General features: G+C 65.9%; 23 protein-coding genes. 14 read left to right on the forward strand and 9 right to left on the reverse strand.

Features of this window, described 5'->3' with window-relative positions:
• Positions 1 to 85 precede the first annotated feature (85 nt).
• The 3 genes from AC0SZ7_RS04400 to AC0SZ7_RS04410 form a co-directional block, all read right to left on the reverse strand.
• Positions 86 to 499 (reverse strand): response regulator, encoded by a 414-nt coding sequence (locus tag AC0SZ7_RS04400; protein ID WP_475503207.1) that lies wholly within the window; start codon positions 497 to 499, stop codon positions 86 to 88.
• Positions 500 to 580: 81 nt separating this feature from the next.
• Positions 581 to 1,078: an N-acetyltransferase family protein gene (locus AC0SZ7_RS04405; RefSeq protein WP_475503208.1), complete on the reverse strand. Its 498-nt coding sequence runs from the start codon at positions 1,076 to 1,078 to the stop codon at positions 581 to 583.
• A gap of 12 nt (positions 1,079 to 1,090) precedes the next feature.
• On the reverse strand, positions 1,091 to 2,002 hold the full coding sequence (locus AC0SZ7_RS04410) for a LysR family transcriptional regulator (RefSeq protein ID WP_475503209.1): 912 nt from the start codon (positions 2,000 to 2,002) through the stop codon (positions 1,091 to 1,093).
• Between the two features lie 108 nt (positions 2,003 to 2,110).
• On the opposite strand from AC0SZ7_RS04410, the gene AC0SZ7_RS04415 reads away from it, so the two are divergent.
• A complete protein-coding gene (locus AC0SZ7_RS04415) occupies positions 2,111 to 3,289 on the forward strand; it encodes an MFS transporter (protein WP_475503210.1) in 1,179 nt (392 codons plus the stop codon).
• 106 nt (positions 3,290 to 3,395) lie between these two features.
• On the opposite strand, the gene AC0SZ7_RS04420 is transcribed toward AC0SZ7_RS04415, so the two are convergent.
• Complete coding sequence (locus AC0SZ7_RS04420) at positions 3,396 to 4,382, reverse strand: threonine dehydratase (protein WP_475503211.1); 987 nt, start codon at positions 4,380 to 4,382, stop codon at positions 3,396 to 3,398.
• 106 nt (positions 4,383 to 4,488) lie between these two features.
• Between AC0SZ7_RS04420 and AC0SZ7_RS04425 the strand changes: the two genes are divergently transcribed.
• The gene (locus AC0SZ7_RS04425) at positions 4,489 to 5,277 is read left to right on the forward strand and encodes a helix-turn-helix transcriptional regulator (protein ID WP_475503212.1); all 789 of its coding nucleotides are present in this window, start codon (positions 4,489 to 4,491) and stop codon (positions 5,275 to 5,277) included.
• 3 nt (positions 5,278 to 5,280) lie between these two features.
• Here the strand turns inward: AC0SZ7_RS04425 and AC0SZ7_RS04430 are convergent, their stop codons facing one another.
• Positions 5,281 to 6,027, reverse strand: a complete 747-nt coding sequence (locus AC0SZ7_RS04430; RefSeq protein WP_475503213.1) for an EcsC family protein — start codon at positions 6,025 to 6,027, stop codon at positions 5,281 to 5,283.
• A 172-nt stretch (positions 6,028 to 6,199) separates the two neighbouring features.
• Here AC0SZ7_RS04430 and AC0SZ7_RS04435 point away from each other — a divergent pair, with 172 nt between their 5' ends.
• The 4 genes from AC0SZ7_RS04435 to AC0SZ7_RS04450 all read left to right on the forward strand — a co-directional run bounded on the left by AC0SZ7_RS04435 (position 6,200) and on the right by AC0SZ7_RS04450 (position 11,546).
• Positions 6,200 to 7,438, forward strand: a complete 1,239-nt coding sequence (locus AC0SZ7_RS04435; RefSeq protein WP_475503214.1) for a multidrug effflux MFS transporter — start codon at positions 6,200 to 6,202, stop codon at positions 7,436 to 7,438.
• Positions 7,439 to 7,775: 337 nt separating this feature from the next.
• Positions 7,776 to 8,966 (forward strand): MFS transporter, encoded by a 1,191-nt coding sequence (locus AC0SZ7_RS04440; protein ID WP_475503215.1) that lies wholly within the window; start codon positions 7,776 to 7,778, stop codon positions 8,964 to 8,966.
• Positions 8,967 to 9,023: 57 nt separating this feature from the next.
• Complete coding sequence (locus AC0SZ7_RS04445) at positions 9,024 to 9,392, forward strand: RidA family protein (protein ID WP_475503216.1); 369 nt, start codon at positions 9,024 to 9,026, stop codon at positions 9,390 to 9,392.
• A gap of 156 nt (positions 9,393 to 9,548) precedes the next feature.
• Entirely contained in the window at positions 9,549 to 11,546 is a 1,998-nt protein-coding gene (locus AC0SZ7_RS04450; RefSeq protein ID WP_475503217.1) for a peptidase U32 family protein, read from the forward strand.
• Positions 11,547 to 11,635: 89 nt separating this feature from the next.
• Here the strand turns inward: AC0SZ7_RS04450 and AC0SZ7_RS04455 are convergent, their stop codons facing one another.
• Positions 11,636 to 12,583 carry a Dyp-type peroxidase gene (locus AC0SZ7_RS04455; RefSeq protein WP_475503218.1) on the reverse strand — a complete coding sequence of 316 codons (948 nt, stop codon included), beginning with the start codon at positions 12,581 to 12,583 and terminating at the stop codon, positions 11,636 to 11,638.
• A gap of 131 nt (positions 12,584 to 12,714) precedes the next feature.
• On the opposite strand from AC0SZ7_RS04455, the gene AC0SZ7_RS04460 reads away from it, so the two are divergent.
• Positions 12,715 to 13,521, forward strand: coding sequence for a DUF1838 family protein (locus AC0SZ7_RS04460; RefSeq protein ID WP_475503219.1), 807 nt, complete (start codon positions 12,715 to 12,717; stop codon positions 13,519 to 13,521).
• Positions 13,522 to 13,527: 6 nt separating this feature from the next.
• On the opposite strand, the gene AC0SZ7_RS04465 is transcribed toward AC0SZ7_RS04460, so the two are convergent.
• On the reverse strand, positions 13,528 to 14,082 hold the full coding sequence (locus AC0SZ7_RS04465) for a DsbA family protein (protein WP_475503220.1): 555 nt from the start codon (positions 14,080 to 14,082) through the stop codon (positions 13,528 to 13,530).
• A 264-nt stretch (positions 14,083 to 14,346) separates the two neighbouring features.
• Between AC0SZ7_RS04465 and AC0SZ7_RS04470 the strand changes: the two genes are divergently transcribed.
• From AC0SZ7_RS04470 to AC0SZ7_RS04500, 7 genes are all read left to right on the forward strand, one after another.
• Positions 14,347 to 15,321, forward strand: coding sequence for an aliphatic sulfonate ABC transporter substrate-binding protein (locus AC0SZ7_RS04470; protein WP_475503221.1), 975 nt, complete (start codon positions 14,347 to 14,349; stop codon positions 15,319 to 15,321).
• Complete coding sequence (locus AC0SZ7_RS04475; protein WP_475503222.1) at positions 15,318 to 16,085, forward strand: ABC transporter permease; 768 nt, start codon at positions 15,318 to 15,320, stop codon at positions 16,083 to 16,085. The genes AC0SZ7_RS04470 and AC0SZ7_RS04475 overlap by 4 nt, the downstream gene beginning before the upstream one ends.
• Before the next feature lie 99 nt (positions 16,086 to 16,184).
• Positions 16,185 to 17,222 (forward strand): ABC transporter substrate-binding protein, encoded by a 1,038-nt coding sequence (locus tag AC0SZ7_RS04480; protein ID WP_475503223.1) that lies wholly within the window; start codon positions 16,185 to 16,187, stop codon positions 17,220 to 17,222.
• Positions 17,223 to 17,414: 192 nt separating this feature from the next.
• Positions 17,415 to 18,269 carry an ectoine/hydroxyectoine ABC transporter substrate-binding protein EhuB gene (ehuB, locus tag AC0SZ7_RS04485; protein ID WP_475503224.1) on the forward strand — a complete coding sequence of 285 codons (855 nt, stop codon included), beginning with the start codon at positions 17,415 to 17,417 and terminating at the stop codon, positions 18,267 to 18,269.
• Entirely contained in the window at positions 18,257 to 18,928 is a 672-nt protein-coding gene (gene ehuC, locus AC0SZ7_RS04490) for an ectoine/hydroxyectoine ABC transporter permease subunit EhuC (RefSeq protein WP_475503225.1), read from the forward strand. Before ehuB ends, ehuC begins: the two co-directional genes overlap by 13 nt.
• 2 nt (positions 18,929 to 18,930) lie before the next feature.
• Positions 18,931 to 19,581 carry an ectoine/hydroxyectoine ABC transporter permease subunit EhuD gene (gene ehuD / locus AC0SZ7_RS04495; protein WP_475503226.1) on the forward strand — a complete coding sequence of 217 codons (651 nt, stop codon included), beginning with the start codon at positions 18,931 to 18,933 and terminating at the stop codon, positions 19,579 to 19,581.
• Entirely contained in the window at positions 19,574 to 20,335 is a 762-nt protein-coding gene (locus AC0SZ7_RS04500; RefSeq protein ID WP_475503227.1) for an amino acid ABC transporter ATP-binding protein, read from the forward strand. Before ehuD ends, AC0SZ7_RS04500 begins: the two co-directional genes overlap by 8 nt.
• 81 nt (positions 20,336 to 20,416) lie before the next feature.
• On the opposite strand, the gene AC0SZ7_RS04505 is transcribed toward AC0SZ7_RS04500, so the two are convergent.
• Positions 20,417 to 20,893, reverse strand: coding sequence for a BRO family protein (locus AC0SZ7_RS04505; RefSeq protein WP_473006682.1), 477 nt, complete (start codon positions 20,891 to 20,893; stop codon positions 20,417 to 20,419).
• A gap of 387 nt (positions 20,894 to 21,280) precedes the next feature.
• A complete protein-coding gene (locus AC0SZ7_RS04510) occupies positions 21,281 to 22,408 on the reverse strand; it encodes a GGDEF domain-containing protein (RefSeq protein ID WP_475503228.1) in 1,128 nt (375 codons plus the stop codon).
• Positions 22,409 to 22,437 lie beyond the last annotated feature (29 nt).

Genomic DNA, 22,437 nt, shown 5'->3' on the forward strand with positions numbered 1-22,437 from the left:
CTTGCCAATTGGCATTCAATTTACTGCCAATTGGCTGAAAGCTCCAGCCTGCTTGTATTGCGAGAAATATGTAACCGAATACCGGTTACCCCACCTTGTGAATGGCAACGCCCGGCTGCAGGGTCTGGGCGATGGCCACCACCAGCTCATCGATGGACCAGGGCTTCAACAGGTAGACCAGTGGTGGCGGCAGGCCGGAGACGTCCAGCAGGTAGCCCGAGGTCAAGACGAAACCGGTGCCGGGCCATTTCTGTTGCACCATGGCCGCCAGTTCCATGCCCTTGATGCTGCCGGGCACACCGTGGTCGGCGATTACCAGCACACAGTTCGCCGCCGGGCTGAGCATGTGCACCAGGGCGTCCTCGGCGTTCTCGAAGGCGATGCAGGCGGCACCCAGCTCACAGACAATGTCCACCATCAACTCGCGCAACGTGGCATCGTCCTCGACGATCACCACCTCGCCCTGAATCGGCCGCAGCCCTTTCCATTGGATATTCACGGCGTGCTCTTTTTCCCCTGCAAACCCCGAGTGTTTCACCCTTGAGGGTAGCGGTCGATGGTGGCTGAACGCCATGCGCACTCAGCGGGGCGACGCAAACCAGGCCATGGTGATGTCGGCGATGAAGGTCCCGTCGGGCAGGCGAATGCGCTGGTGGAGTCGGCCTTCCTCGACAAAACCGAAGCGTTGGTAAAGTCCGATGGCGCGGTGGTTGGTTTCGCGTACACGCAATTCGACCTTGAGCAACCCGGGGCGCGCAGCCGCCCATGCCAGCAGCTGGGTCATGAGCGCAGTGCCGACCCCTTGGCCGGTATGCCCGGGGTGCACGACGATGGTCAGGCTCATCACGTGGGCCAGTGCATCCAGCCCCAGCGGCTCAAGCAGTGCGTGGCCGACCACTTGGCCCTGGTGCTCGGCCACCAGGTACAGGCCATCGTCGGTCAATGCGGCAATCTTGCGGGCAAAGGCTTCGGGGTGCAGTTCGTGGGGGCGTGACACCAGCAGCCCCGGAGTGCGGGCTGTGTTGCGTTCGGCGCTGCAAAGTGTGTTCGCATCGGCAACCAAGGCATGGCGAATCATTGGCAGTACTCCCTATACCGGCGGCGGGGTGGCTGGTGGCTCATCCACCGACAATGCCACATGCTCGCTGAGGTAATCCACCAGTGCCCGCACCTTGGGCGACGGGTGTTTGCTGGCCGGCCACAGCACGTGGAACACGTTGGTCTGCTGCACATGGTCAACCAGTATCGGGCGCAGGCTACCGGTGGCCAGGGCGTCGCGGATGGCGAATTCCGGCAGGTAGGCGATGCCCAGCCCGCGCAGGGCGAAACACACGCGGGTCTCGATGTTGTTGCAGATCATCGACACCGGCAACTGCACATCCTGGGCATCGCGCAGTGCCCAGGTTTCAAGCTTGCCACTGCTGGTGGAGCGGTAATGCAGGCAGGTGTGCCGCTGCAGGTCGGCCGGCCGCTGGGGTGTGCCGTGCCGCGCCAGGTAGTCGGGGGACGCCACCAGCAGCAGGCGGAACGTCCCCAGCCTGCGCGCCGACAGCCGCGAATCGGCCGGCTCGCCGGTGCGGATCACGGCATCGAAGCCGTCCTCGATCACGTCGACCAGTCGGTCGGTGAAATCCAGGTCCAGTTCGATGGCCGGATACTGCGCCATGAAGTCGCCCAGCACCGGCAGCATCAGCGGGCTGACCAGGGGCAGGCTGACCCGCAGGCGGCCCCGGGGCGCGGCGGCGGCCTGGGACAGTTCCAGCTGCGCGGCCTCGATTTCGGCAAGGATGCGGCGGCTGCGCTCCAGGAACATCGCCCCTTCGGGCGTCAGGGTAACGCTGCGGGTGCTGCGGTGGAACAGCCGCACCGCCAGCTTTTCCTCCAGGCGCACCACGGTCTTGCCCACCGCCGAGGCCGATACCCCCAGCAGCCGGCCAGCCGCCACGAAACTGCGGGTTTCGGCGACCTGCACAAACACCGCGAAACTGTTCAGGCTGTCCATTGCGCTCCCATTGCGGACGTTTGTGTCCGTGCAAACCGGAACCTTACCCTACTTTTTCCACAGTCTCGGAGTTCCTATCGTGGGCCTCTCTTTGAAAAGGACGCCCCCATGCCCACCACTCCCAACCAAAAACTGCCGCTGACAGCGCTGCTGGCCATGGCCATGGCCGGTTTCATCACTATCGTCACCGAGGCACTGCCGGCCGGCCTGCTACCGCAGATCGCCGCCGGTATGCACGTCCCGACCACCTGGGCGGGGCAAATGATCACCGTGTACGCCCTGGGGTCGTTGCTGGCGGCTATCCCGCTGACCGCGGCGACCCAAGGGCTGCGCCGCCGCCCCTTGCTGTTGGCTGCGATTGCCGGTTTTGCCGTGGCCAACACCGTCACGGCGGTCTCCACCAGTTACCCGCTGAGCCTGGTGGCACGCTTGCTTGCAGGGGTGTCGGCCGGGCTGTTGTGGGCGCTGCTGGCCGGCTACGCGGCGCGGCTGGTGCCCGAGCACCAGCAAGGCCGGGCCATTGCGGTGGCCATGGCCGGGGCGCCGGTGGCGCTGTCCCTGGGCGTGCCGCTGGGAACCTGGCTGGGCAACCTGCTGGGCTGGCGCCTGTGTTTCGGCTTGATCAGCGTGCTGACGCTGGTGCTGATGGGCTGGGTACGCTTGCGCGTGCCGGATTTTGCCGGCACGCCGGCGGGCAAACGCTTCGCCCTGCGCGAAGTGCTGAAGATGCCCGGCGTGCGCCCGGTGCTGGTGGTGGTGCTGGCCTTCGTGCTGGCCCACAACATTCTCTACACCTACATAGCCCCATTCCTGCAGTTGGCGCAGCTGCAGGCGCGCACCGACAGTGTGCTGCTGGTGTTTGGCATCGCTTCAGTGGCGGGTATCTGGGGCGTGGGCGTGTTGGTCGATCGCCACCTGCGCCCGCTGACCCTGGCCAGCACCGCGTTGTTCGCAGGGGCGGCCTTGCTGTTGGGCGTGGCCGGCACCCAGCCGTTGGCGGTGTACGCGGCGGTGGCCATCTGGGGGTTGGGTTTCGGCGGCGCGGCGACGCTGTTCCAGACCGCGCTGGCGAAAACCGCTGGTGCTGCCACCGATGTCGCGCAAGCCATGCTGGTGACGGCGTGGAATGCGGCCATTGCCGGCGGCGGCATCGTCGGCGGGCTGTTGCTGGACGGTTATGGCGCCGGGGCGTTTCCCAGTGCGGTGTTGGTATTGCTGTTGGTGACCTTTGGCGTGGTCTGGGGCGCGCGGCAACAGGGTTTTCCTGCCGCTGCGCGGTTCTCGTAGCAGCAACTGTCTTTGTGGGAGCTGGCTTGCCAGCGAGTTTTTAGGGCCTCAACAGCTCGCTGGCAAGCCAGCTCCCACAGGATGTAGCAGCGGCCGCCAGGCCGCGTCAGGGGTGGCGCGGGACGCCGCCTTCGGCAACTGCTACGAGGTTTATATAGACTGACCTGTCTATGTTGCCGCCGGAGAGGATGATTGCCACGCGCTTGCCCTCCATCGCCTGGCGGTCCTGCATCAGTGCTGCCAGCGCGGCGGCGCCGGCGCCTTCCGCCAGGTTGTGGGTGTCGGTGTAATACACGTTCACGGCGTCGGCGACCTGCTGCTCCGTGACGGCGACAAAGCGCTCGGCACCCGTCGAGTACATGGCGAACGCCTCGGCAATCGGCTTGCGCACCGCCAGGCCGTCGGCGAAGGTGTTTGCGGTAGCGGTCTCCTGAAGGGTGCCCGTGTCGAAGGAACGTTTAGCCGCCGCCGCTTCCGTGGCCACCACGCCCACCACCCGGGTGTTCAGCCCCAATGCGTCGCGGGCGGCGATGACCGCGCAAATCCCCGAGCCGCAGCCCACCGGCACGTACACGGTGTGCAGGTTGGGCACCGCCTCGAACAGCTCCAGTGCGTAGGTGGCCACCCCCTTCACCAGTTCGCTGTGAAACGGCGGCACCAGGAACAAGCCTTCGCGCAGGGCCAGGCGTGCCGCTTCTTCGCGGGCCTCGTCGAAGTCGCGGCCATATTCCACCACCTCGCCACCGAAAGCACGCATGGCGCTGTTCTTCTCCAGCGAGTTGCCGAACGGCACCACGATCAGCGCCCGCAACCCGGCGGCCCGGGCCGCCAGCGCCAGGCTCTGGCCATGGTTGCCACGGGTGGCGGTGACGATGCCGGCGGTGGCGGGATGCGCCTGCTTCAGCCAGTGCATGAAGGTGATGCCGCCGCGCACCTTGAAGGCGCCGGTGGGCGTGTGGTTCTCGTGCTTTACCCACACCTCGCAACCCAGCCGCTCGGCCAGCAGCGGCCAGGCGTACTGGGCGGTGGCGGGCATCACCGGGTAGACCTGGCGGGCGGCGGCTTCGATATCGTGGCGGGTCAGCTTGAGCATGGGTGAGTCCTCCTTGGGTTTGCCGCACTGTAGGCTGCACAAGCCAGGGCCGGCTTTCAAAAAACTGACCTGACCTTTTTGCCGTGGTTTGCGTACGATGGGCAGCATGACCCTGCCACCACCCTCGCCTCCTGTCGCCGAACCGGTACGCCGTGCCGAAGCCGGGCCGTGGGCGATCGAACTGCTGCCGGCAGCCGCCTATGACGCGCGCTATGTTGCCAGCCAGTCCGCCATCGGCTTTGCCTTTGACAGCCAGCGCGGCGTGCACGCCATCGGCAGCGACCGCGTGCGGCCGTTTGTGGCCACGCCCAACGGCCTGGCATTCGTACCCGCAGGCTGCGACGTGTACTCCACCTCGGCGCGCGGTGGCGAGTACCTGCGCATCGTGCGCACCGATGGCCTGCCGCTGGCGGGCGGGCAGCCATTCAACAACCGCAGCGACCGCCAGGCCACCGCGCTGGCCCAGTGCATGCGCCGCGCGCTGCTGAATGCCTCACCGGCAGATGACTGGGAGGCCTGGGCCCTGGCCCTCGCGCAGCGCGCAGGCGCCGAGGCACTGCCTGCCACCCCGGGCGGTTCGATGACCGCCAGGCGCCTGAGCCTGCTGGACGAATTTATCGACGCCGGTCTCGACGGGACATTGAGCGTGCAGGCCATGGCGACGTTGTTGGGCCTGTCGGAAGGCTATTTCCTGCGTGCATTCAAGCAAGCCACCGGCCAAAGCCCCCACAGTTACCTGATCGACCGCCGCCTGGCGCGCGCCCGTGGGCTGCTGCGCGACCGGCGCGCGCGGCTGGCCGACATTGCCCTGGCCTGCGGCTTCGCCTCCCAGGCGCACATGGCCACGGCGTTCAAGCTGCGCCTGGGTGTCAGCCCGAGTACGCTGCGCGGTTGAGCCTCAGCCCTGGCGCGGCAAGGCCTGATAGGCGTCCTGCACCGCGTCATGGCCGTAGCGCCGCTCCAGCTGGCGCACCATGAAGTGCCCGCGGGCCATGTCCTGGAAGTGGTCGATGAACGCCAGGTTGATGAGCGAACCGCCCACTGCGCCAAGCGCCGGGATGGCCTGGGCCGCGGCCTTTTCGCCGACGTTGACGCTGAAGCGCTCGGCGATGGCGCTGATCAGCTTGATGATCGAGCCATCGCTCAACGACTTCGCCAGGGCCGCGCGCACCGTGTAGTAGCCGGTTTCCGATTCGTCGTCGCTGGCCGAGCGGCCGCCCAGGGCAAACACCGCCAGGCACGCTTGTTTGGCTTCCTCGGTGTCGATGCGTTCGCCATGGCTGCGGGCGATGTCGGCGATTGAACGCAGCATGATCGAGGTCGACAGCGGCAACTCGACGCTCAGGCCGGCGAAGCCGAAAAAGCCGCCCACGCCGCCGCTGACGGCGATGCCCGCCTTGTGCCACAGGTTGGAGGATTTCTCGCCCGGCACGTCCTTGAGGGTGAACACGGCGGCGTCCAGCGCCTTGACCAGCGCCGTGCGGGTAACCGTGGCGATCTGCCGGGTGACGCTGTCGGGCAGGTGGCGCAGCGCTGCCTCCACGGGCATGCCGATGATGCTGGTGACCTTGGCGACGAAGCCGGGGTTTTCCAGCAGGTTCTTCGCCACTTGCAGCTGGGCGAGGTCTTCGGGGGCAAGGTTCATGGCAGTACTCATATGGAAGTTGCAGGCACCGTAGCCGCTGCCGCCAGGCTACGCTGATTACCCCCAGTGTACACAAGGCCCGGCGCAGAGCTGCGGAAGCCGCCACAGGTTTCATTTTGCCCTGGCCTGCGCGTTCGCTAGGATCAGGGATTGGCCCGACGAGACACCTGCGATGAACACATCCCATGCCCCCTGGCGCTATATCCTGCTGCTGGGCGCCTGCACCGCCCTGCCGCCGTTGTCCACCGACATGGCGCTGCCGGCCATCAGCCAGGTGGGCAGCGCGCTGCACAGCGGCTCCGCCTCGGCGGCGCAGACCATCACCGTCTTCATACTGGGCTTCGTCCTCGGCCCGCTGCTGTTCGGGCCGTTATCGGACCGCCTGGGCCGGCGGCCCATCCTGTTCGCCGGGCTGGCCGTGTTCGCCCTCGCCGGCCTTGCCTGTGCGCTGGCCCCGAGCATGCCCGTGCTGCTGGCCAGCCGCCTGCTGCAAGGCGCCGCGGCGGGTGCGGCAGCGGCCATGCCTATCGCCATCGTGCGGGATGCCTTCACCGGCAACCAGGGCCGTTCATTGCAAAGCGCACTGGTGGCCATCAACAACGTCGCGCCGTTGCTGGCCCCGCTGCTGGGCGCCGGCATCCTCAGCCTGGGCAGCTGGCGCAGCATTTACGCCGTGCTGACGCTTGCCGGCGTGGCCTTGCTGGCCAGCGCCAGGCTGTCGCTGCACGAATCCCACCCGCCGGCCAAACGCAGCGCGCAGCCGCTGGTCGCCACGTATCGCCAGGTGCTGCGCAACCGCCGTTTCGTGGTGTGCGCGTTGATCCTGGCGCTGAATTTCGCCGGTATGTTCGCCTACATCACCGCCTCGCCGCTGGTGTTCATGGACGGCCTGGGCTTGAGCAGCCAGGGCTTTGCCGTGCTGTTCGCAGCCACCGCGCTGGGCACCCTGGGCGGCTCGTGGCTGAACGGGCGGCTGATTCGCAGCGGCTGGGGCGAGGCGCGCATCATCGGTGTGAGCCTGTTGGCCAGCCTGGGTTGCAGCGTGGGGCTGGTGCTGTGCAGCGCGTTCGCCAGCGCGCCCATGCTGGAACTGGCGGCCTTGGTGGTGCTGAGCAATGTGTGCACCGGCCTGGTCATGCCCAACGCCACCCACGCCTCGCTTGACGACCTGCACCAGGTGGCCGGCTCGGGCGCTGCGTTGTTGCGGGCGCTGCAGATGGCCGGTGGGGCAGCGTCGGGTTTCCTGGTGGGCCTGCTCTACGACGGCCATTCGGCCCACGCCATGGCCGGGGTGATGCTCGGCTGTTCAGTGTTCGCGATGCTGTGTTTTGCCGCGGGTTACCGGGCCATCAATCACGCTGATAGTCCAAATCTGCCTGATCAATTACCCCTTCAGCGTGAAGCTTCATAAGCTGCGTGCATTCACTTTGCCAACGGACGACGCCGCCATGAATGTTCACCTCACCCTTGCCGCCATTTTGGTGCTGTTTTTCTCGGTGGCACTGATTCACGTGTAACCCCTGTGACGCGGCCTACGGCCGCTGCTACATACTGTGGGAGCTGGCTTGCCAGCGAGCTGTTGAGGCGCTGAAAACTCGCTGGCAAGCCAGCTCCCACACAGACAGTTGCTGCTACGAGGTGGCGGTGAACCTTGGCCCGTCCGGCTACCGGTTGGGGGGCGTGGGCCCGTGACGCAGCCTGGCGGCAGCTGCTACGATCGGTGGTTCACGCAATCGCCTGGACGCCCCATGCTCGCCACCCTTCGGCACTACCCTCTCGCCGTCAACCTGCTGTTGGCCAGCGCCTTCCTGCTGACCCTGGGCCGGGCCATCACCCTGCCCTACCTGGTCATCTACCTGACTTCCCACTACGGCCTCGACGTGTCCGCCGTGGGCGCGGTGATTGGCGGTGCGCTGGTGGCGGGTTCGGTGCTGAGCCTGTATGGCGGCTACCTCACCGACCGGCTGAGCCCCTACCGGCTGATCCTGGCCTTCACCGGCTGCTTCGTCGCAGGCTTCGTGGGCATGTGCCTGACGTCCAGCCTGGCGGTGTTCTTCCTGTTCCTGGTGGCCTTCAACTTCGCCTATTCGGTGATCGACGTGGTGGCCAAGGCCAGCTTCGGCCGCCTGCTGCCCGACCACGAACAGGCCCGGGTGTTCTCCCTGCGCTACACCTTGATCAATATCGCCTACGCCGTGGGGCCCTTCATGGGGGCGGGGCTGGCGGGCATCAGCCTGCAGCTGCCGTTCATGCTGTCGGCGCTGCTGGGCCTGGTTTTCCTGGGGCTGTACGCGCTGCATGGCGACCGCCAGCTGAGCGGGCCCGTGGCCGCCAGCGAAGGGTTTTCCTTCATTCGCGTAGGCCAGGTGCTGCTCAGGGACCGGCGCCTGGTGTGCTTCACCTTCGGGGGCATTCTCAGTGCGGTGGTGTTTGGCCAGTTCACCGCCTACCTGTCGCAATACCTGGTGCTGACCAGCGACCCGCAGCAGGTGTACGCGGTCATCAGCACGGTGCTGGCGGTGAACGCTGCCGTGGTCATCGGCCTGCAGTACGTGGTGGGCAAGCACATCGATTCGCGGCGCCTGACGCCGTGGCTGATCGTCGGCCTGGCGCTGTTCCTGGCGGGCCTGGTGGGCTTTTCCGTGGCGCACAGCCTCACGGCCTGGGCGCTGGCGATGTTCATCTTCACCCTGGGCGAGATTATCGTGTTCCCGGCCGAGTACATGTTCATCGACCGTATCGCCCCCACGCACCTGCGCGGCATGTACTACGCGGCGCAGAACCTCTCCAACCTGGGCGGCGCCCTGGGCCCGGTGGTGTGCGGCCTGGCCCTGGCGTGGCTGGCGCCTGCGGCAATGTTCTACGTGCTGGCGGCGTTCCTGGTGGTGGGTGGTGCGCTGTACGTGCTGGGCGGCTCGCTGGCCGAGAAAGTTGGCTGAGCGGCTGGGTTGGCGGTATGGTGCCCGCCTTTCATAAAGCTGACCCCCGAGGTGCACATGCTGACTTTCCTTCCTGACCCGGACGCGGACTCCATCTCTTCCGACGTCGCCAGCTTCAATGGCATCCTGGTTTCCACCCAGATCCCCACCCGTGCTGACGGCAGCCTGGAACTGGGTAGCATCACCGCCCAGAGCGAATGTACCCTGCAGGCGCTGAAAGTGGCGCTGGAACGTGCCGGCAGCTCCATGGACCGGGTGATGCACCTGACCATCTACCTCACCGACATGGCCGACCGTGCCGCGTTCAACGAGGTGTACCAGCGCTTCTTCGCCAAGCCCTGGCCGGTGCGCGCCGCGGTGGGCGTGGCGTCGCTGGCGGTGGAAGGCATGCGCGTGGAAGTCACCGCCATGGCCGCCAAGGCGTAGTTCCCGTAGCAGCGGCCGCAGGCCGCGTCCCGCACGCCAAAGTCAGCGCCGCCAGCGGACGCCGCCTGGCGGCAGCTGCTACGGGAAAGCTGCCACTGCATCTATTTCACCGCTACAATGCCCGCCTTGACCGTGCAAAAGCCTGACTAAAAAAACATGTCCCTACCCAAGCATCACCTGGAATTGCTGAGCCCTGCCCGCGACGTAGAGATCGCGCGCGAGGCCATCCTGCATGGCGCCGACGCCATCTACATCGGCGGCCCAAGCTTCGGCGCGCGCCACAACGCCGCCAACGAGGTGGCCGATATCGCCCGCCTGGTGGAATTCGCCCGCCGTTACCACGCCCGCGTGTTCACCACCATCAACACCATCCTGCACGATGACGAGCTGGAACCGGCGCGCAAACTGATCCACCAGCTGTACGATGCCGGCGTCGACGCGCTGATCGTCCAGGACCTGGGTGTGATGGAGCTGGACATTCCGCCCATCGAGCTGCACGCCAGCACCCAGACCGACATTCGCACCCTTGAGCGCGCCAAGTTCCTCGATCAGGCCGGCTTCTCGCAGCTGGTGCTGGCGCGCGAGCTGAACCTGCAGGAAATTCGCGCGATTGCCGATGAAACCGATGCCGCCATCGAGTTCTTCATCCACGGCGCCCTGTGCGTGGCCTTCTCCGGCCAGTGCAACATCAGCCACGCGCAGAACGGCCGCAGCGCCAACCGTGGCGACTGCTCCCAGGCCTGCCGCCTGCCCTACACCCTGAAAGACGACCAGGGCCGCGTGGTGGCGTTCGAGAAGCACCTGCTGTCGATGAAAGACAACAACCAGAGCGCCAACCTGCGCGCCCTGGTGGAAGCCGGCGTGCGCTCGTTCAAGATCGAAGGCCGCTACAAGGACATGGGCTATGTGAAGAACATCACCGCCTACTACCGCCAGCGCCTGGACGACATCCTCGAAGGCCGCCCGGACCTGGCCCGCGCCTCCAGCGGCCGCACCGCACACTTCTTCGTGCCCGACCCGGACAAGACCTTCCACCGCGGCAGCACCGACTACTTCGTCACCGACCGCAAGGTCGACATCGGCGCCTTCGACACCCCTACCTTCACCGGCCTGGCCGTGGGCGTGGTGGAAAAGGTCGGCAAGCGCGACCTGCAGGTGGTCACCCATGAGCCGCTGACCAACGGTGACGGCCTCAACGTGCAGATCAAGCGCGAAGTGGTGGGTTTCCGCGCCAACATCGCCGAGCCCAAGGGCGAGTTCGAGGAAGACGGCGAGAAGCGCTACCGCTACCGCGTCGAGCCCAACGAGATGCCGGCCGACCTGTACAAGGCGCGCCCCAACCACCCGCTGAACCGCAACCTGGACCACAACTGGCAACAGGCCCTGCAGAAAACCTCTGCCGAGCGCCGCATTGGCGTGAACTGGAAGGCGCAGCTGCGCGAAGAGCGCCTGCAACTGACCGTCACCAGCGAGGAAGGCATCAGTGCCAGCGTCAGCCTGGACGGCCCGTTTGGCGCGGCCAACAAGCCCGAGCAGGCGCTGGACCAGCTGCATGACCTGCTGGGCCAACTGGGCACCACCCAGTACCACGCCACCGACATCAAGCTCGACGCACCGCAGGCGTACTTCATCCCCAACTCGCAGCTCAAGGCCCTGCGCCGCGAAGTGATCGAGGCCCTGACCGAAGCGCGCGTCGCCGCCCACCCACGCGGTGGCCGCAAGGCCGAGACCGTGCCGGCGCCGGTGTACCCCGACTCGCACCTGTCGTTCCTGGCCAACGTCTACAACCAGAAGGCGCGCGACTTCTACCACCGCCACGGCGTGAAGTTGATCGACGCCGCCTACGAGGCCCATGAAGAGCCGGGCGAAGTGCCGGTGATGATCACCAAGCACTGCCTGCGCTTCTCCTTCAACCTGTGCCCCAAACAGGCGAAAGGCGTGACGGGCGTGCGCACCAAGGTCGCGCCGATGCAGCTGATTCATGGCGATGAAGTGCTGACCCTGAAGTTCGACTGCAAGCCGTGCGAGATGCACGTCATCGGCAAGATGAAAGGCCACATCCTCGACCTGGCGCCGCCGGGTAGCAACAAGAGCGTTGTGGGGCATATCACCCCGGAAGACCTGCTGAAGACCATTCCGCGCGCGCCGCATTGATCGCGTGACACTGCGCGGTGCCTGGGACGCGGCCTTTGGCCGCTGCTACAGGTACCGCGCTCCCCCCGTAGCAGCGGCCGAAGGCCGCGTCAGGGTTTGCGCTCCGCCAACTGCTCCAACAGTTCCGCCGAAGGCACGAAGAACAATCCGCCGGTCACCGCCTTGCTGTAGTCCAGCAAGCGGTCGTAATTACCGGCCGGGCGGCCCACGAACATGTTTTCCAGCATGTGCTCCAGGGCCGACGGCGAGCGTGCGTAGCCGATGAAATAGGTGCCGAACTCGCCCATGCCCGGGCGGCCGAACGGCATGTTGTCACGGAGGATTTTCACTTCCTGGCCGTTTTCAGTGAGGGTGGTCAGGGCGCTGTGGGAGTTGCTGGGCTTGTGGTCATCGTCCAGTTCCACATCCGAAAGCTTCCTGCGGCCGATTACCCGCTCCTGGTCTTCCACGCTCAGGGCGTTCCAGGCAGTCATGTTGTGCAGGTACTTCTGCACCATCACGTAACTGCCGCCGGCGAAAGCCGGGTCTTCGCTGTTGATCAGGGTGGATTCAGTCAGCTTGCGGCCGGCGGGGTTTTCGGTGCCGTCGACGAAGCCGACCATGCTGCGCATGTCGAAATTGCGGAAGCCCTGCACCTCGTCCACCACCAGGATGGCATCGCCCAAGGCGGTGCACAGCTGGGTGGCCAGTTCGAAGCACAGGTCCATGCGGTCGGCGCGGATGTGCAGCAGCAGGTCACCGGCGGTGCCCGGCGCCCGGCGGCCTTCGGGGCCGAATTCGCGGAATGGGTGCAGCTGCGCCGGGCGCGGCGCGCCGAACAGCACGTCCCAGGCCGTGGAGCCGAAGCCGCACACGCAGGACAGCTTGCCGTCTGGCACGCGCTTGCCCACGGTACGGGTCAGCGCCGCCACGTCGCCGCACCAGCTACGCACTGTGGCGGCCGCTTCCGCGCCCAGCGCTACGCTGGCGACGATAAAAATCACGCTGCTGGTGATAGGGCTGCAGACGGCCTGGGGTTCGGGAAGTGGATCAGTCATGGTCGACCTTCAGGGCTGGAAAAACCATTGCTCAGCGTAGCCTGCGCCGGTGGTTGGCGGGGTTTTTTCCATTGTTTCTGCACGTTCCGGCGGTAGACTGCGGGCATTTACCCACCAGGGAAGTATTTGCCATGATCGATCTCCACCAGCCCCTGGGCGCGCTCACCGCCCTGCGCAAACTCCATGGCTCCACCGTGGACGGCAAGCCGGTGGTATTCCATTGGTCCGGCCAGGCCTGGGCGCGGCGTGAGGGCGAGCCTGACCGCCTGCTGTTCAAGGTCGAGGGCATGAACATTCGCCAATGCGCCAGCCTGCACGATCCCCAGCGTGGCGCCGGGTTCCGGCTGGTGTCGCGCGAACTGATGCTGTACCTCGACCCGGTGACCGGCGAGCCCTTGAACACCTGGCACAACCCCTGGACGCAAACCGAGGTGCCGGTAATGCACGTCGCCAACGACCCGGTGAACCTGCGCCCGTTCTTCGAGCGCGACGCTGGCGGCCAGCCGCTGGCCTCCCCCTTCCGCGTCCAGGGCGAGCGCGTATTTGCCGCCAGCGAGATCCCGTTGTTTTACCCCAACCCCTTGGCCGGCGATTACCAGGAATACGTGGGCAACCACTACCATGCCATGGAAATCTTCGATTTCGTGGCTGACCGCCAGGCGCTGCTCAGCGAAGAGACCGACAGCGCGAACGCGGCGTTGGCGTGGGTGCGGATTGCGCCGTGGTTGCCGTTCATGCGCATGGGTAGCCGGCCGGGGTTGATGGTGTTCAATGCCATGGGGCAGACGGTGGCAGGTATCGAAGCCTTGCCGGCGGTGCTGCGCGAGGCGATAGGCCGGGATTACGCGGCCTATCGTGAGCCGCCGGCGCTGGATGACGCGCGTCCCAACGCCACCAGTTGGACGGTTGCGCGGCAGGGCATCGACGCGCAACGCTAAAGGGCGTTATTTCAGCTGGGCGAGCCACTGGTCGACAGTATCACCACTGCTGATATTCCCCTGCACCAAGCCATCAACCATAAACGTCGGCGATACATGAATGCCGTTCTGCCGCGCATACTTGCAGTGCCACTTTGTCTCCCGGTCCAGATCGGGAATGGCAAACGCCTCGGCCAATTCCACGCCGCTGTACTGCTCGATACGCGCAATGATGTCATTGGGCGTTGCGTCCAGGTTCGGGCCGCTGGCGTGGTGGCTGAACTCGAACTCCTCGCGGTGCGCGGCCACCGCCGCCATCACCGCCTTGGCATTGGCCTTGCCGCCGGGCAGTGTCGACGCCGCCAGGATGCACCGCACGATCACGCCAGAGAACAGGTGCCAGGGCTGGGACTGCAACCGCACCTTGATGGTGATGCGGTCTTCGCCAGCCAGCGCCAGCAGGTCGTCAAGCTTGTTGAAGGCGCGCACCGAGAACGGACAGGTGGGTTCGAGGAACACCTCGAACACCCGCGGGCCGTGGCCCCAGGTCAGTGGGTCAGCGTGCCAGGTGGTGTTTTCCATGGTCGATCTCCTAGAAGTCTGCGCCGCAGTATACCCAGCCCACACAAAACCCGTAGCAGCGGCCGCAGGCCGCGTCATGGGCGCAGTGTTGCGTGAGCAACAGTGATCCCACAGCCTGTTGAGCAGTGAACAGCAGTAACAGCCCAAGCCCCTCTGGAACCCCCGTCCCAGCAACTGGCACAAAGCCTGCAATATTCCATTCCAGCAGAAAAGCCATGCCCATTTCGACTTTTCCGACATAACAACAGCCCTGGAGCCCACCTCATGAAACGCACCCTCTTCTACTCCCTGATCGGCGCCTGCGCCCTGACGCTGGCCGTGCACCCCACGGCCCAGGCCGCCGATGCGCCGCCAGTCGAGGTGCACCTGGACTACGCCTACTATTCGCCGGTAAGCCTGGTGCTCAAGCATTTCGGTTTCCTGGAGAAAGCCTTGCCGCAAACCAAGGTGGACTGGGTGTTCAGCCAGGGCAGCAATCGCTCGCTGGAGTACCTCAACAGCGGCGGTGTCGACTTTGCCTCGTCGGCCAGCCTTGCAGCCGTGCTCAGCCGCGCCAACGGCGCGCCGATCAAGTCGGTGTACGTGTACAGCCGCGCCGAGTGGACCGCGCTGGTGGTGCGCAAGGACTCGCCGTACCAGAGCGTCGCGGACCTGAAAGGCAAGAAGATCGCCGCCACCAAGGGCACCGACCCCTACCTGTTTACCCTGCGCGCGCTGCAGCAGGCCGGCCTGAAGAAGGACGACGTGGAACTGGTGCACCTGCAGCACCCCGACGGCCGCGTGGCCCTGGAAAAAGGCGACGTTGACGCCTGGGCAGGGCTGGACCCGCACATGGCCGCCAGCCAGGTGCAGGCCGGTTCGCGCCTGCTGTACCGCAACCGCGATTTCAACAGCTACGGCGTGGTCAGCGTTACCGAGCGCTACGCCAAGGAGCACCCGGACACCATCAAGACCGTCATCGGCGCCTATGAACAGGCGCGCCAGTGGTCCGTCGGCCACCCCGAGGAGTTCGCGCAACTGCTCGCCAGCGAAGCAGGTTTGCCATTGGACGTGGCTAAGCTGCAGCTGTCGCGCACTGACCTGGGCAGCCCGCAACTGACCACTCAGGACGTTGCTGCCTCGAAGGCCGCCGCGCCCATCCTGGTGTCCGAAGACCTGGTGCGCCGCGGCACCGACGTCAACCAGGTGATCGACCAACTGATCACCCCAGGTTTCGACCAATCGGTCGCCGGCAAATGACCAAGCGCTTCAAGGCCCTGGCCCTGCCCATCGCCATCATCCTGATGCTTGAAGGCGTGGTGCGCGCAGGCTGGCTGCCGGCCTACCAGATGCCAGCCCCCAGCGACGTCGTGCTGACCCTGCGCGACCTGGCCGAGGGCGCGCTGTGGAAGCACATTGGTGCCAGCCTGGCGCGGGTGGTTGTGGGCTTCGTCATCGGTGCCAGCCTGGCGCTGGTGTTCGCGGCCTGGGTGGGCCTGAGCCGTGAGGCCGAAGCCTACCTGGCGCCCACCTTCGCGGGCTTGCGCTCCATCCCCAGCCTGGCGTGGGTGCCCCTGTTGCTGCTGTGGCTGGGCATCGACGAAACCTCGAAGATCGTGCTGATCGCCATCGGCGCCTTCTTCCCGGTGTACCACAACGGCGTGGCGGCGATCCGCGACATCGACCGCAAGCTGGTGGAGGTAGGGCGTATCTACGGTTTCAGTCGCTGGCAACTGGTGCGGCGGATCCTGTTGCCCGCCGCCCTGCCCGGCCTGTTCACCGGCTTGCGCAGCGGCCTGAGCCTGGCGTGGATGTTCCTGGTGGCCGCCGAACTGATCGCCGCCACCCGTGGCCTGGGCTACCTGCTGAGCGACGGCCGCGAGACCTCGCGGCCCGATATCGTGCTGGCGGCGATCATTGTGCTGGCGCTGCTGGGCAAGCTCAGCGATGGCCTGCTGGCCGCCGTGGAAAAGCGCTGCCTGGGCTGGCGGGACACCTTCACCGGGCAACCGGCGGAGGGCTGAATGGGCGGGTATTAGTTTATGAATTTAAGTTATTTAAATTTATTCTCTTATAGCTATATCTTCAGCGCACCTACCCGCTGACAGCAAGGCAGAACCCCCATGGCATCACTGAGCACCGCGTTTCCCCGCCTGAGCAAACTGACCACCGCCCTGGGCCTCGGCCTGTCGCTGCTGGCGGGCAGCCTGGTGATGCCAAGCGCGGCCCAGGCCGAGGGCCAGTTGCACATCGCCGAGCAGTTCGGCGTGGTCTACCTGCTGCTCAACGTGGTGCGCGACCAGCAGCTGGTGGAAAAATACGGCAAGCAGGAAGGCCTGGACATCAAGGTGGACTGGACCCAGCTGTCCGGCGGTTCGGCCGTGAACGACGCGTTGCTGGCCGGTGCGGTGGACATCGCCGGCGCCGGCACCGGCCCGCTGCTGACCATCTGGGACCGCACCTACGGCCGCCAGAACGTCAAGGCCGTGGCGTCGCTGGGCAACTTCCCGTACCTGCTGGTCAGCAACAACCCCAACGTCAAGACCATCGCCGACTTTACTGCCAAGGACCGCATCGCCGTGCCGGCGGTGGGCGTCTCGGTGCAGTCGCGCTACCTGCAATACGCGTCGGCCAAGCTGTGGGGCGACAAGGATTTCGCCCGCCTGGACCAGTATTCCATCAACCTGCCCCACCCCGACGCTGCCACCAGCATCACGTCGGGCGGCACCGAGGTCACCGGGCACTTCTCCAACCCGCCGTTCCAGGAACAGGAACTGGCCAAGGCCGGCGTGCACACCGTGCTGGACACCTACGACCTGCTGGGCCCCAATTCGCCCACCGTGCTGTTCGCCACCGAGAAGTTCCGCAACGACAACCCCAAGACCTACCACGCCTTCATCGAAGCGCTGACCGAGGCCGCCGCCTACATCCAGAAGGACAAGGCCGGCGCCGCCGACACCTACATCCGCGTCACCCATGCCAAGATCGACCGCGCCGAACTGCTGAAGATCATCAGCAACCCGCGCTTCGAGTTCACCATCAACCCGAAGAACACCTACCCGCTGGCCGAGTTCATGTACCGCGTGGGCGCCATCAAGCACAAGCCGGCGTCGTGGCAGGACTACTTCTTCGAAGACGCCAAGCCGCTGCAGGGCAGCTGACTTCCCCTACCGTCTCACCCGCCGATTCCTTGTGGGAGCTGGCTTGCCAGCGAGCTTTTGGAGGCCCACAACGCCCCGGGCCGCCCGCGCCCCCCCGGGGGGGGGGGGGGCGGGGGGGCCCCCCCCCCCCCCCCCCCCCCCCCCCCCCCGCTCCCACAGGTCGGTGCGTGCTTATCACAGGAGCTTTCCCCAATGACAATCAACAAACGTTTGCCCCTGCTTGCCGCGCTGTTGCTGTGCAGCACCGCCACGTTGGCTGCCGGCCTGCTGGACAAGGGCCGCAGCGACGGCCTTACCGCCGGCATCGCCAACGAACAGCCCTACGCCTACATCGGCACCGACGGCCAGGCCACCGGCGCCAACATCGAGGTGCTGCAGGCCATTCTCAAGCCGCTGGGCATTACCCACATCGACACGCCCATCACCGACTTCGGCTCGCTGGTACCGGGCCTCGCCGCCGGGCGTTTCGACCTGATCGGCGCCGGGCTGTTCATCAACCCCAGCCGCTGCAAGGTGATCAGCTTCTCCAACCCGGTCACCCGCTCCGGCGGCGCCTTCATCGTCAAGGCCGGCAACCCGCTGAAACTGCACAGCCTCAAGGACGTGGCAGCCAACGGCAAGGCGCGCCTGGCCACCCAGACTGGTTCCAACCAGGTGCAGGAAGCCAGGGACAGCGGCATCACCAGCGCCAACGTGGTGCTGTTCGACAAGGACACCGAAGCCCTGGCCGCATTGGAAGCCGACCGCGTGGACGTGGTGTATTTCCCCGACGCCGAAATCATCGGCCTGGTGGCCAAGGCCAATAGCCCGGCCATCGAGCGTGCGCTGCCGTTCGAGCAGATACTCGACGCCAACGGCAAGCCCACCTGGAACTACCACGCCTACGGCCTGCCGCGTAATGACCCGGCGTTCGCCCAGGCTTTCAACGAACAACTGGCCAAGCTGCGCGCCTCCGGTGAGCTGCTGAAAATCCTCGGCAAATACGGCTACACCGAGAACGAACTGCCAGACCCCGCCGTCACCGCCGCACAGCGTTGCAGCCTGTGACGCTGGATACCTCGCTGTTCATCGCCACGCAGCTGGGCCATGGCGCGCTGGTCACGGTGGAAATCACCGTGCTGGCCGAAGTGCTGGTGCTGGTACTGGGTTTCGCCATCGCCCTGATGCGCCTGTCGCGCTCGCGGCTGCTGCGCGCCTTTGCCGTGACCTATATGCAGGTGCTGCGCGGCCTGTCGGCGCTGGTGCTGCTGTTCTACCTGTTCTTCATCCTGCCGCTGTTCGGCATTCGCCTGCCGCCCATGGCCACCGGGGTGATTGGCCTGGGCCTGACGTTTTCCGCCTACGCCGCGGAGATCATCCGCGCGGCGCTGGCCAACGTCAGCCAGGGCCAGCGCGACGCGGTGCGCGCCCTGGACTTCGGTCGGCTGGCGGCGCTGCGCCGGGTGATTTTGCCCCAGGCGCTGCCGTTCATGCTGCCGCCGCTGGGCAACCAGCTGGTGGAACTGATGAAGACCACTTCGCTGGTGTCGCTGATCACCCTTACCGACCTGACGTTTTCCGGCAGCCAACTGATCACCACCCTGGGCAACCAATCGCTGATCTGGAGCATCGTGCTGGTGTGCTACTTCGTCATGGCCTGGCCGCTGAGCTGGCTGGTGCGCCGCTATGAAACCCACAGCACGGCCTGGCGCCGGGCCAAGGAGTAGCCATGGACTTCGATTTCGCATTCGCCTGGTCGATACTGCCCGACCTGCTGGCCGGGCTGTTGGTGACCGTCGAGGTGGTGCTGCTGGGCTTCGTGCTGGCCGTGGTGCTGGGCCTGGTGCTGGCGCTGGCTGGCCGCGCGCCCTGGGCCGTGGCGCGTCGCGCTGCCGCCGGCTACCTGAGCTTCTTCCGCCTGACGCCGTTGATGGTACAGCTATACGCGTTGTTCTTCGTGCTGCCGCAGGCGGGCATCACCCTGCCGGCGTTCGCCACCGGGGTCATCGGCCTGGGCCTGTATTACAGCGCCTACATCGCCGAAGCCTACCGCGGCGCCATAGATGGCATCGCCAGCGGCCAATGGGAAGCCGCCCGCGCCCTGGACCTGAACACTGCCCAGACCTGGCGGCGGATCATCCTGCCGCAGGCGTGGAAACCCATGGTGCCGGTACTGGGCAATTACCTGATCGGCATGTTCAAGGAGACTCCGTTGCTGGCGGTGATCACCATTCCCGAGCTGTTCCAGGCGGCCAAGCAAGTGGCCGGCATGACCTACCGCTACAACGAACCCTACACGCTGATGGCGATTCTGTTCCTGCTGATCAGCGTGCCCACCTCGCTGTTGTTCAACCACCTGGAGAAGCGCAGCCATGCCTGATTCCCCCGCACAGATTCGCCTCACCCAAGTGGTCAAGGATTTCGGCAGCACGCGGGTCATCGACCATGTCGACCTGAACATCCCCCAGGGCCAGAAAGTGGCGCTGATCGGCCCCAGTGGCTCGGGCAAGTCCACGGTGCTGCGGCTGATCAAGGGCCTGGAAAGCTACCAGCACGGGCACATCGAGGTGGCCGGTGCGCCGGTACCTGCGCCGCGCCGCGGCTGGCGCTGGCGGCCCGAGCCGGTGGTGCACCGGGTGGGCATGGTGTTCCAGCAGTTCAACCTGTTTCCGCACCTGAGCGTGCTGGAAAACGTCATCGAGGCGCCGCTGCAGGTGCTGCGGCTGAGCCGCGAGGAAGCCCTGGAACGCGCGCATGGCTACCTGGCCATGGTCGGCATGGCGCACAAGGTTCACGCCTACCCCGCCACCCTGTCGGGTGGCCAACAGCAACGGGTGGCCATCGCCCGCGCCCTGGCCATGCGCCCGCAGGTGATGCTGTTCGACGAGGTGACCTCGGCCCTGGACCCGGAACTGGTGGGCGAAGTGCTGGGGGTGATTCGCCGCATCGCCCACGAGCAGCAGATGACCATGCTGCTGGTGACCCACGAAATGAAATTCGCCCGCGACGTGGCCGACCGCGTGCTGTTCATGGAGCACGGGCGCATTGTTGCCGATGGCTCGGCGGACCAGATCCTGGTCAACCCCCAGAACGAGCGCACCCGTCGGTTCCTCAACCTGGTAGCACAACACTAACCCGTAGCAGCGGCCAAAGGCCGCGTCCGGGGGCCCCACGGCACGGCTGCCAGGACGCGGCCTTTGGCCGCTGCTACGGGCTTAGGCCCACACCCGCCACCATGGTGCTTTCTGCTGGCCCTTCGTGGGCAGCACATCGGGCATATCGCGCAGGCGAATCCACGGTTCGTCCTGCCAATACAACACCTTCACCTGCCCCCCCTGCGTGCACATGGACGTCACCGCCGGCACCGTGCCCGGCGCGCTGCTGCGCAACATGGGCACCACTTCCAGCGTCAGCCACTGGCGCAGCGCGCGGTTCTCGGGCATCTGGCTGTGCATGATCAAGGTCACCGCCCCGGTCTCGCTGACCAGCAGACGCTTGCCCCACTCGCCTTCCACCTGCACCCACACTTCGCGGTGCTGGTCAGCGTCCAGGCGGCGGATGCGGCGCTCCACGAAGTGCACGCCCATCAAGCGGCCCAGGTCGTGAATGCACAGCCAGGCCTGGCCTTCGAGCATCAGCGCGCGCAGCGGGAGTTGGTGGCGGAAAAAGGTGGTGGCGGCGAGTGCATCCATGGCGAAAGCTCCTTGCGGGTGAAGGGCTGCCACGGTCATTGGAGTTAGGGTGGCAGCTGCGTGCAGGTTAGCGAACCGGAGGCACCGGCAGACTCGAAAGTCTCCCACACGCAGCTGCCATAACACTTATCTCAGGCGTGGTTGCCTGAAACAAGCGGTATGGTACTGCGGAGTTGCCTGCAGGTCGCTAAACCTGATCCCCGAGGCTTCGGAGACGCTGCGCAGGGTAAGGGTGCACCGGGGCAGTGGCAATTAAAGGAGTGTTAAGGGTTGTGTCCAGGGATCCAGCTCAAGCCCCCCCAGCAACCCGCAGTCCACCGGGCACGACAGCGGACGCAGCCTGCGGCAGCTGCTACGAAGGCGTTGTTCAAGCCTGCGTCAGGGGCGTCACGCGGTTTCGGCCACCACCACCTGGTTGCGCCCCTGGGCCTTGGCCCGGTACAGCGCCTTGTCGGCGCTGTTGATCAGCTTGTGCAAGTCCAGCACCCCGCCATCCACCTCAGCCACGCCCAGGCTTGCGGTAATGCTCAGCACCGGGTCGGCCTGCAGGCCGGCGATGGTCTGCAGCAATTGCCGGGCGATGCCCTGAGCCTCGACCAGGGAGGTGTCGGGCAGCAGCACCGCAAACTCTTCGCCGCCCAGCCGCCCGTGAATGTCCGCGGTGCGGAACGAGCTGCTGATGACCTGGCCAATCTGGCGCAGCACCTCATCGCCGGCCTGGTGGCCGTAGGTGTCGTTGATGTGCTTGAAGTGGTCCATGTCCAGCATCACCGCGCACAACGGCATGCGATGGTGCTGGCAGTAGGTAAACAGCTGTTGGGCATGTTCGAAGAAGGCGCGGCGGTTTTTCAGGCCGGTGAGTTCGTCGGTTTGCGCGGCGTAGGTGGAAAGGCGATGGGCGTGCTCCATCTCGTGGGTCAGGGTGTAGGCCTTCACCAGCGCATCGGACAGCTTATGGGTGGCGCGCACCACGAACGAGGCGAATACCAGCGACGCCAGGGCCATGCCCACCTGCACTTCGGACGCCTGGAACAACAGCCAGAACGTGGGCGGCAGCAGCACCAGCAGAATCGACATGACCGTCATGTGCCGGTACGCCGAGTAGCACGACACCGCACTTACCGACATGCCCACGGCGAACAGCATCACCAGCGCCTGGGCCAGCAGGTCGCCTTCGGGCATCACTGCCAACGCCCCCGTTCCCCAGATGGCCGCGGACAACGCCAGGGTCAGCCAGTACGGCCGCTCCCAGCGCTGGGGCGTGCGCTCGGCCTCGGGGCTGCGGAAATAACGAAGGAACAGCAAGGTGCGCAGCAGCGTCGAGGCGCTGAGCAGGCCCAGCCAGGTGACCACGGTGGCGTGGTCGAAGCGGTCCCAACACAACCAGCTGAGCATGAGCGCGGCCAGGTAACTGCCAAACACCGCCGACACCGATTGGCGGAACAGCTGTTGCAGCTGGTCCGTGCGTACCTGTGCGGCTATGTGTACGTCCTGTTGACGCCCCCGGTGATCCATTCGATCCGCCTGATCCTGCGACGAAAAAC

This window comes from Pseudomonas sp. JC1203 (assembly GCF_056175065.1).

Coding starts and splice junctions, on each gene's coding strand:
- AC0SZ7_RS04430 (WP_475503213.1), bottom strand. CDS start 6,027: ATGAACCTTGCCCCCGAAGACCTCGCCCAGCTGCAAGTGGCGAAGAAC.
- AC0SZ7_RS04435 (WP_475503214.1), top strand. CDS start 6,200: ATGAACACATCCCATGCCCCCTGGCGCTATATCCTGCTGCTGGGCGCC.
- AC0SZ7_RS04480 (WP_475503223.1), top strand. CDS start 16,185: ATGGCATCACTGAGCACCGCGTTTCCCCGCCTGAGCAAACTGACCACC.
- AC0SZ7_RS04440 (WP_475503215.1), top strand. CDS start 7,776: ATGCTCGCCACCCTTCGGCACTACCCTCTCGCCGTCAACCTGCTGTTG.
- AC0SZ7_RS04505 (WP_473006682.1), bottom strand. CDS start 20,893: ATGGATGCACTCGCCGCCACCACCTTTTTCCGCCACCAACTCCCGCTG.
- AC0SZ7_RS04405 (WP_475503208.1), bottom strand. CDS start 1,078: ATGATTCGCCATGCCTTGGTTGCCGATGCGAACACACTTTGCAGCGCC.
- AC0SZ7_RS04460 (WP_475503219.1), top strand. CDS start 12,715: ATGATCGATCTCCACCAGCCCCTGGGCGCGCTCACCGCCCTGCGCAAA.
- ehuB (WP_475503224.1), top strand. CDS start 17,415: ATGACAATCAACAAACGTTTGCCCCTGCTTGCCGCGCTGTTGCTGTGC.
- AC0SZ7_RS04465 (WP_475503220.1), bottom strand. CDS start 14,082: ATGGAAAACACCACCTGGCACGCTGACCCACTGACCTGGGGCCACGGC.
- AC0SZ7_RS04410 (WP_475503209.1), bottom strand. CDS start 2,002: ATGGACAGCCTGAACAGTTTCGCGGTGTTTGTGCAGGTCGCCGAAACC.
- AC0SZ7_RS04415 (WP_475503210.1), top strand. CDS start 2,111: ATGCCCACCACTCCCAACCAAAAACTGCCGCTGACAGCGCTGCTGGCC.
- AC0SZ7_RS04500 (WP_475503227.1), top strand. CDS start 19,574: ATGCCTGATTCCCCCGCACAGATTCGCCTCACCCAAGTGGTCAAGGAT.
- AC0SZ7_RS04455 (WP_475503218.1), bottom strand. CDS start 12,583: ATGACTGATCCACTTCCCGAACCCCAGGCCGTCTGCAGCCCTATCACC.
- AC0SZ7_RS04425 (WP_475503212.1), top strand. CDS start 4,489: ATGACCCTGCCACCACCCTCGCCTCCTGTCGCCGAACCGGTACGCCGT.
- AC0SZ7_RS04420 (WP_475503211.1), bottom strand. CDS start 4,382: ATGCTCAAGCTGACCCGCCACGATATCGAAGCCGCCGCCCGCCAGGTC.
- AC0SZ7_RS04450 (WP_475503217.1), top strand. CDS start 9,549: ATGTCCCTACCCAAGCATCACCTGGAATTGCTGAGCCCTGCCCGCGAC.
- AC0SZ7_RS04475 (WP_475503222.1), top strand. CDS start 15,318: ATGACCAAGCGCTTCAAGGCCCTGGCCCTGCCCATCGCCATCATCCTG.
- AC0SZ7_RS04445 (WP_475503216.1), top strand. CDS start 9,024: ATGCTGACTTTCCTTCCTGACCCGGACGCGGACTCCATCTCTTCCGAC.
- ehuD (WP_475503226.1), top strand. CDS start 18,931: ATGGACTTCGATTTCGCATTCGCCTGGTCGATACTGCCCGACCTGCTG.
- AC0SZ7_RS04510 (WP_475503228.1), bottom strand. CDS start 22,408: ATGGATCACCGGGGGCGTCAACAGGACGTACACATAGCCGCACAGGTA.
- AC0SZ7_RS04470 (WP_475503221.1), top strand. CDS start 14,347: ATGAAACGCACCCTCTTCTACTCCCTGATCGGCGCCTGCGCCCTGACG.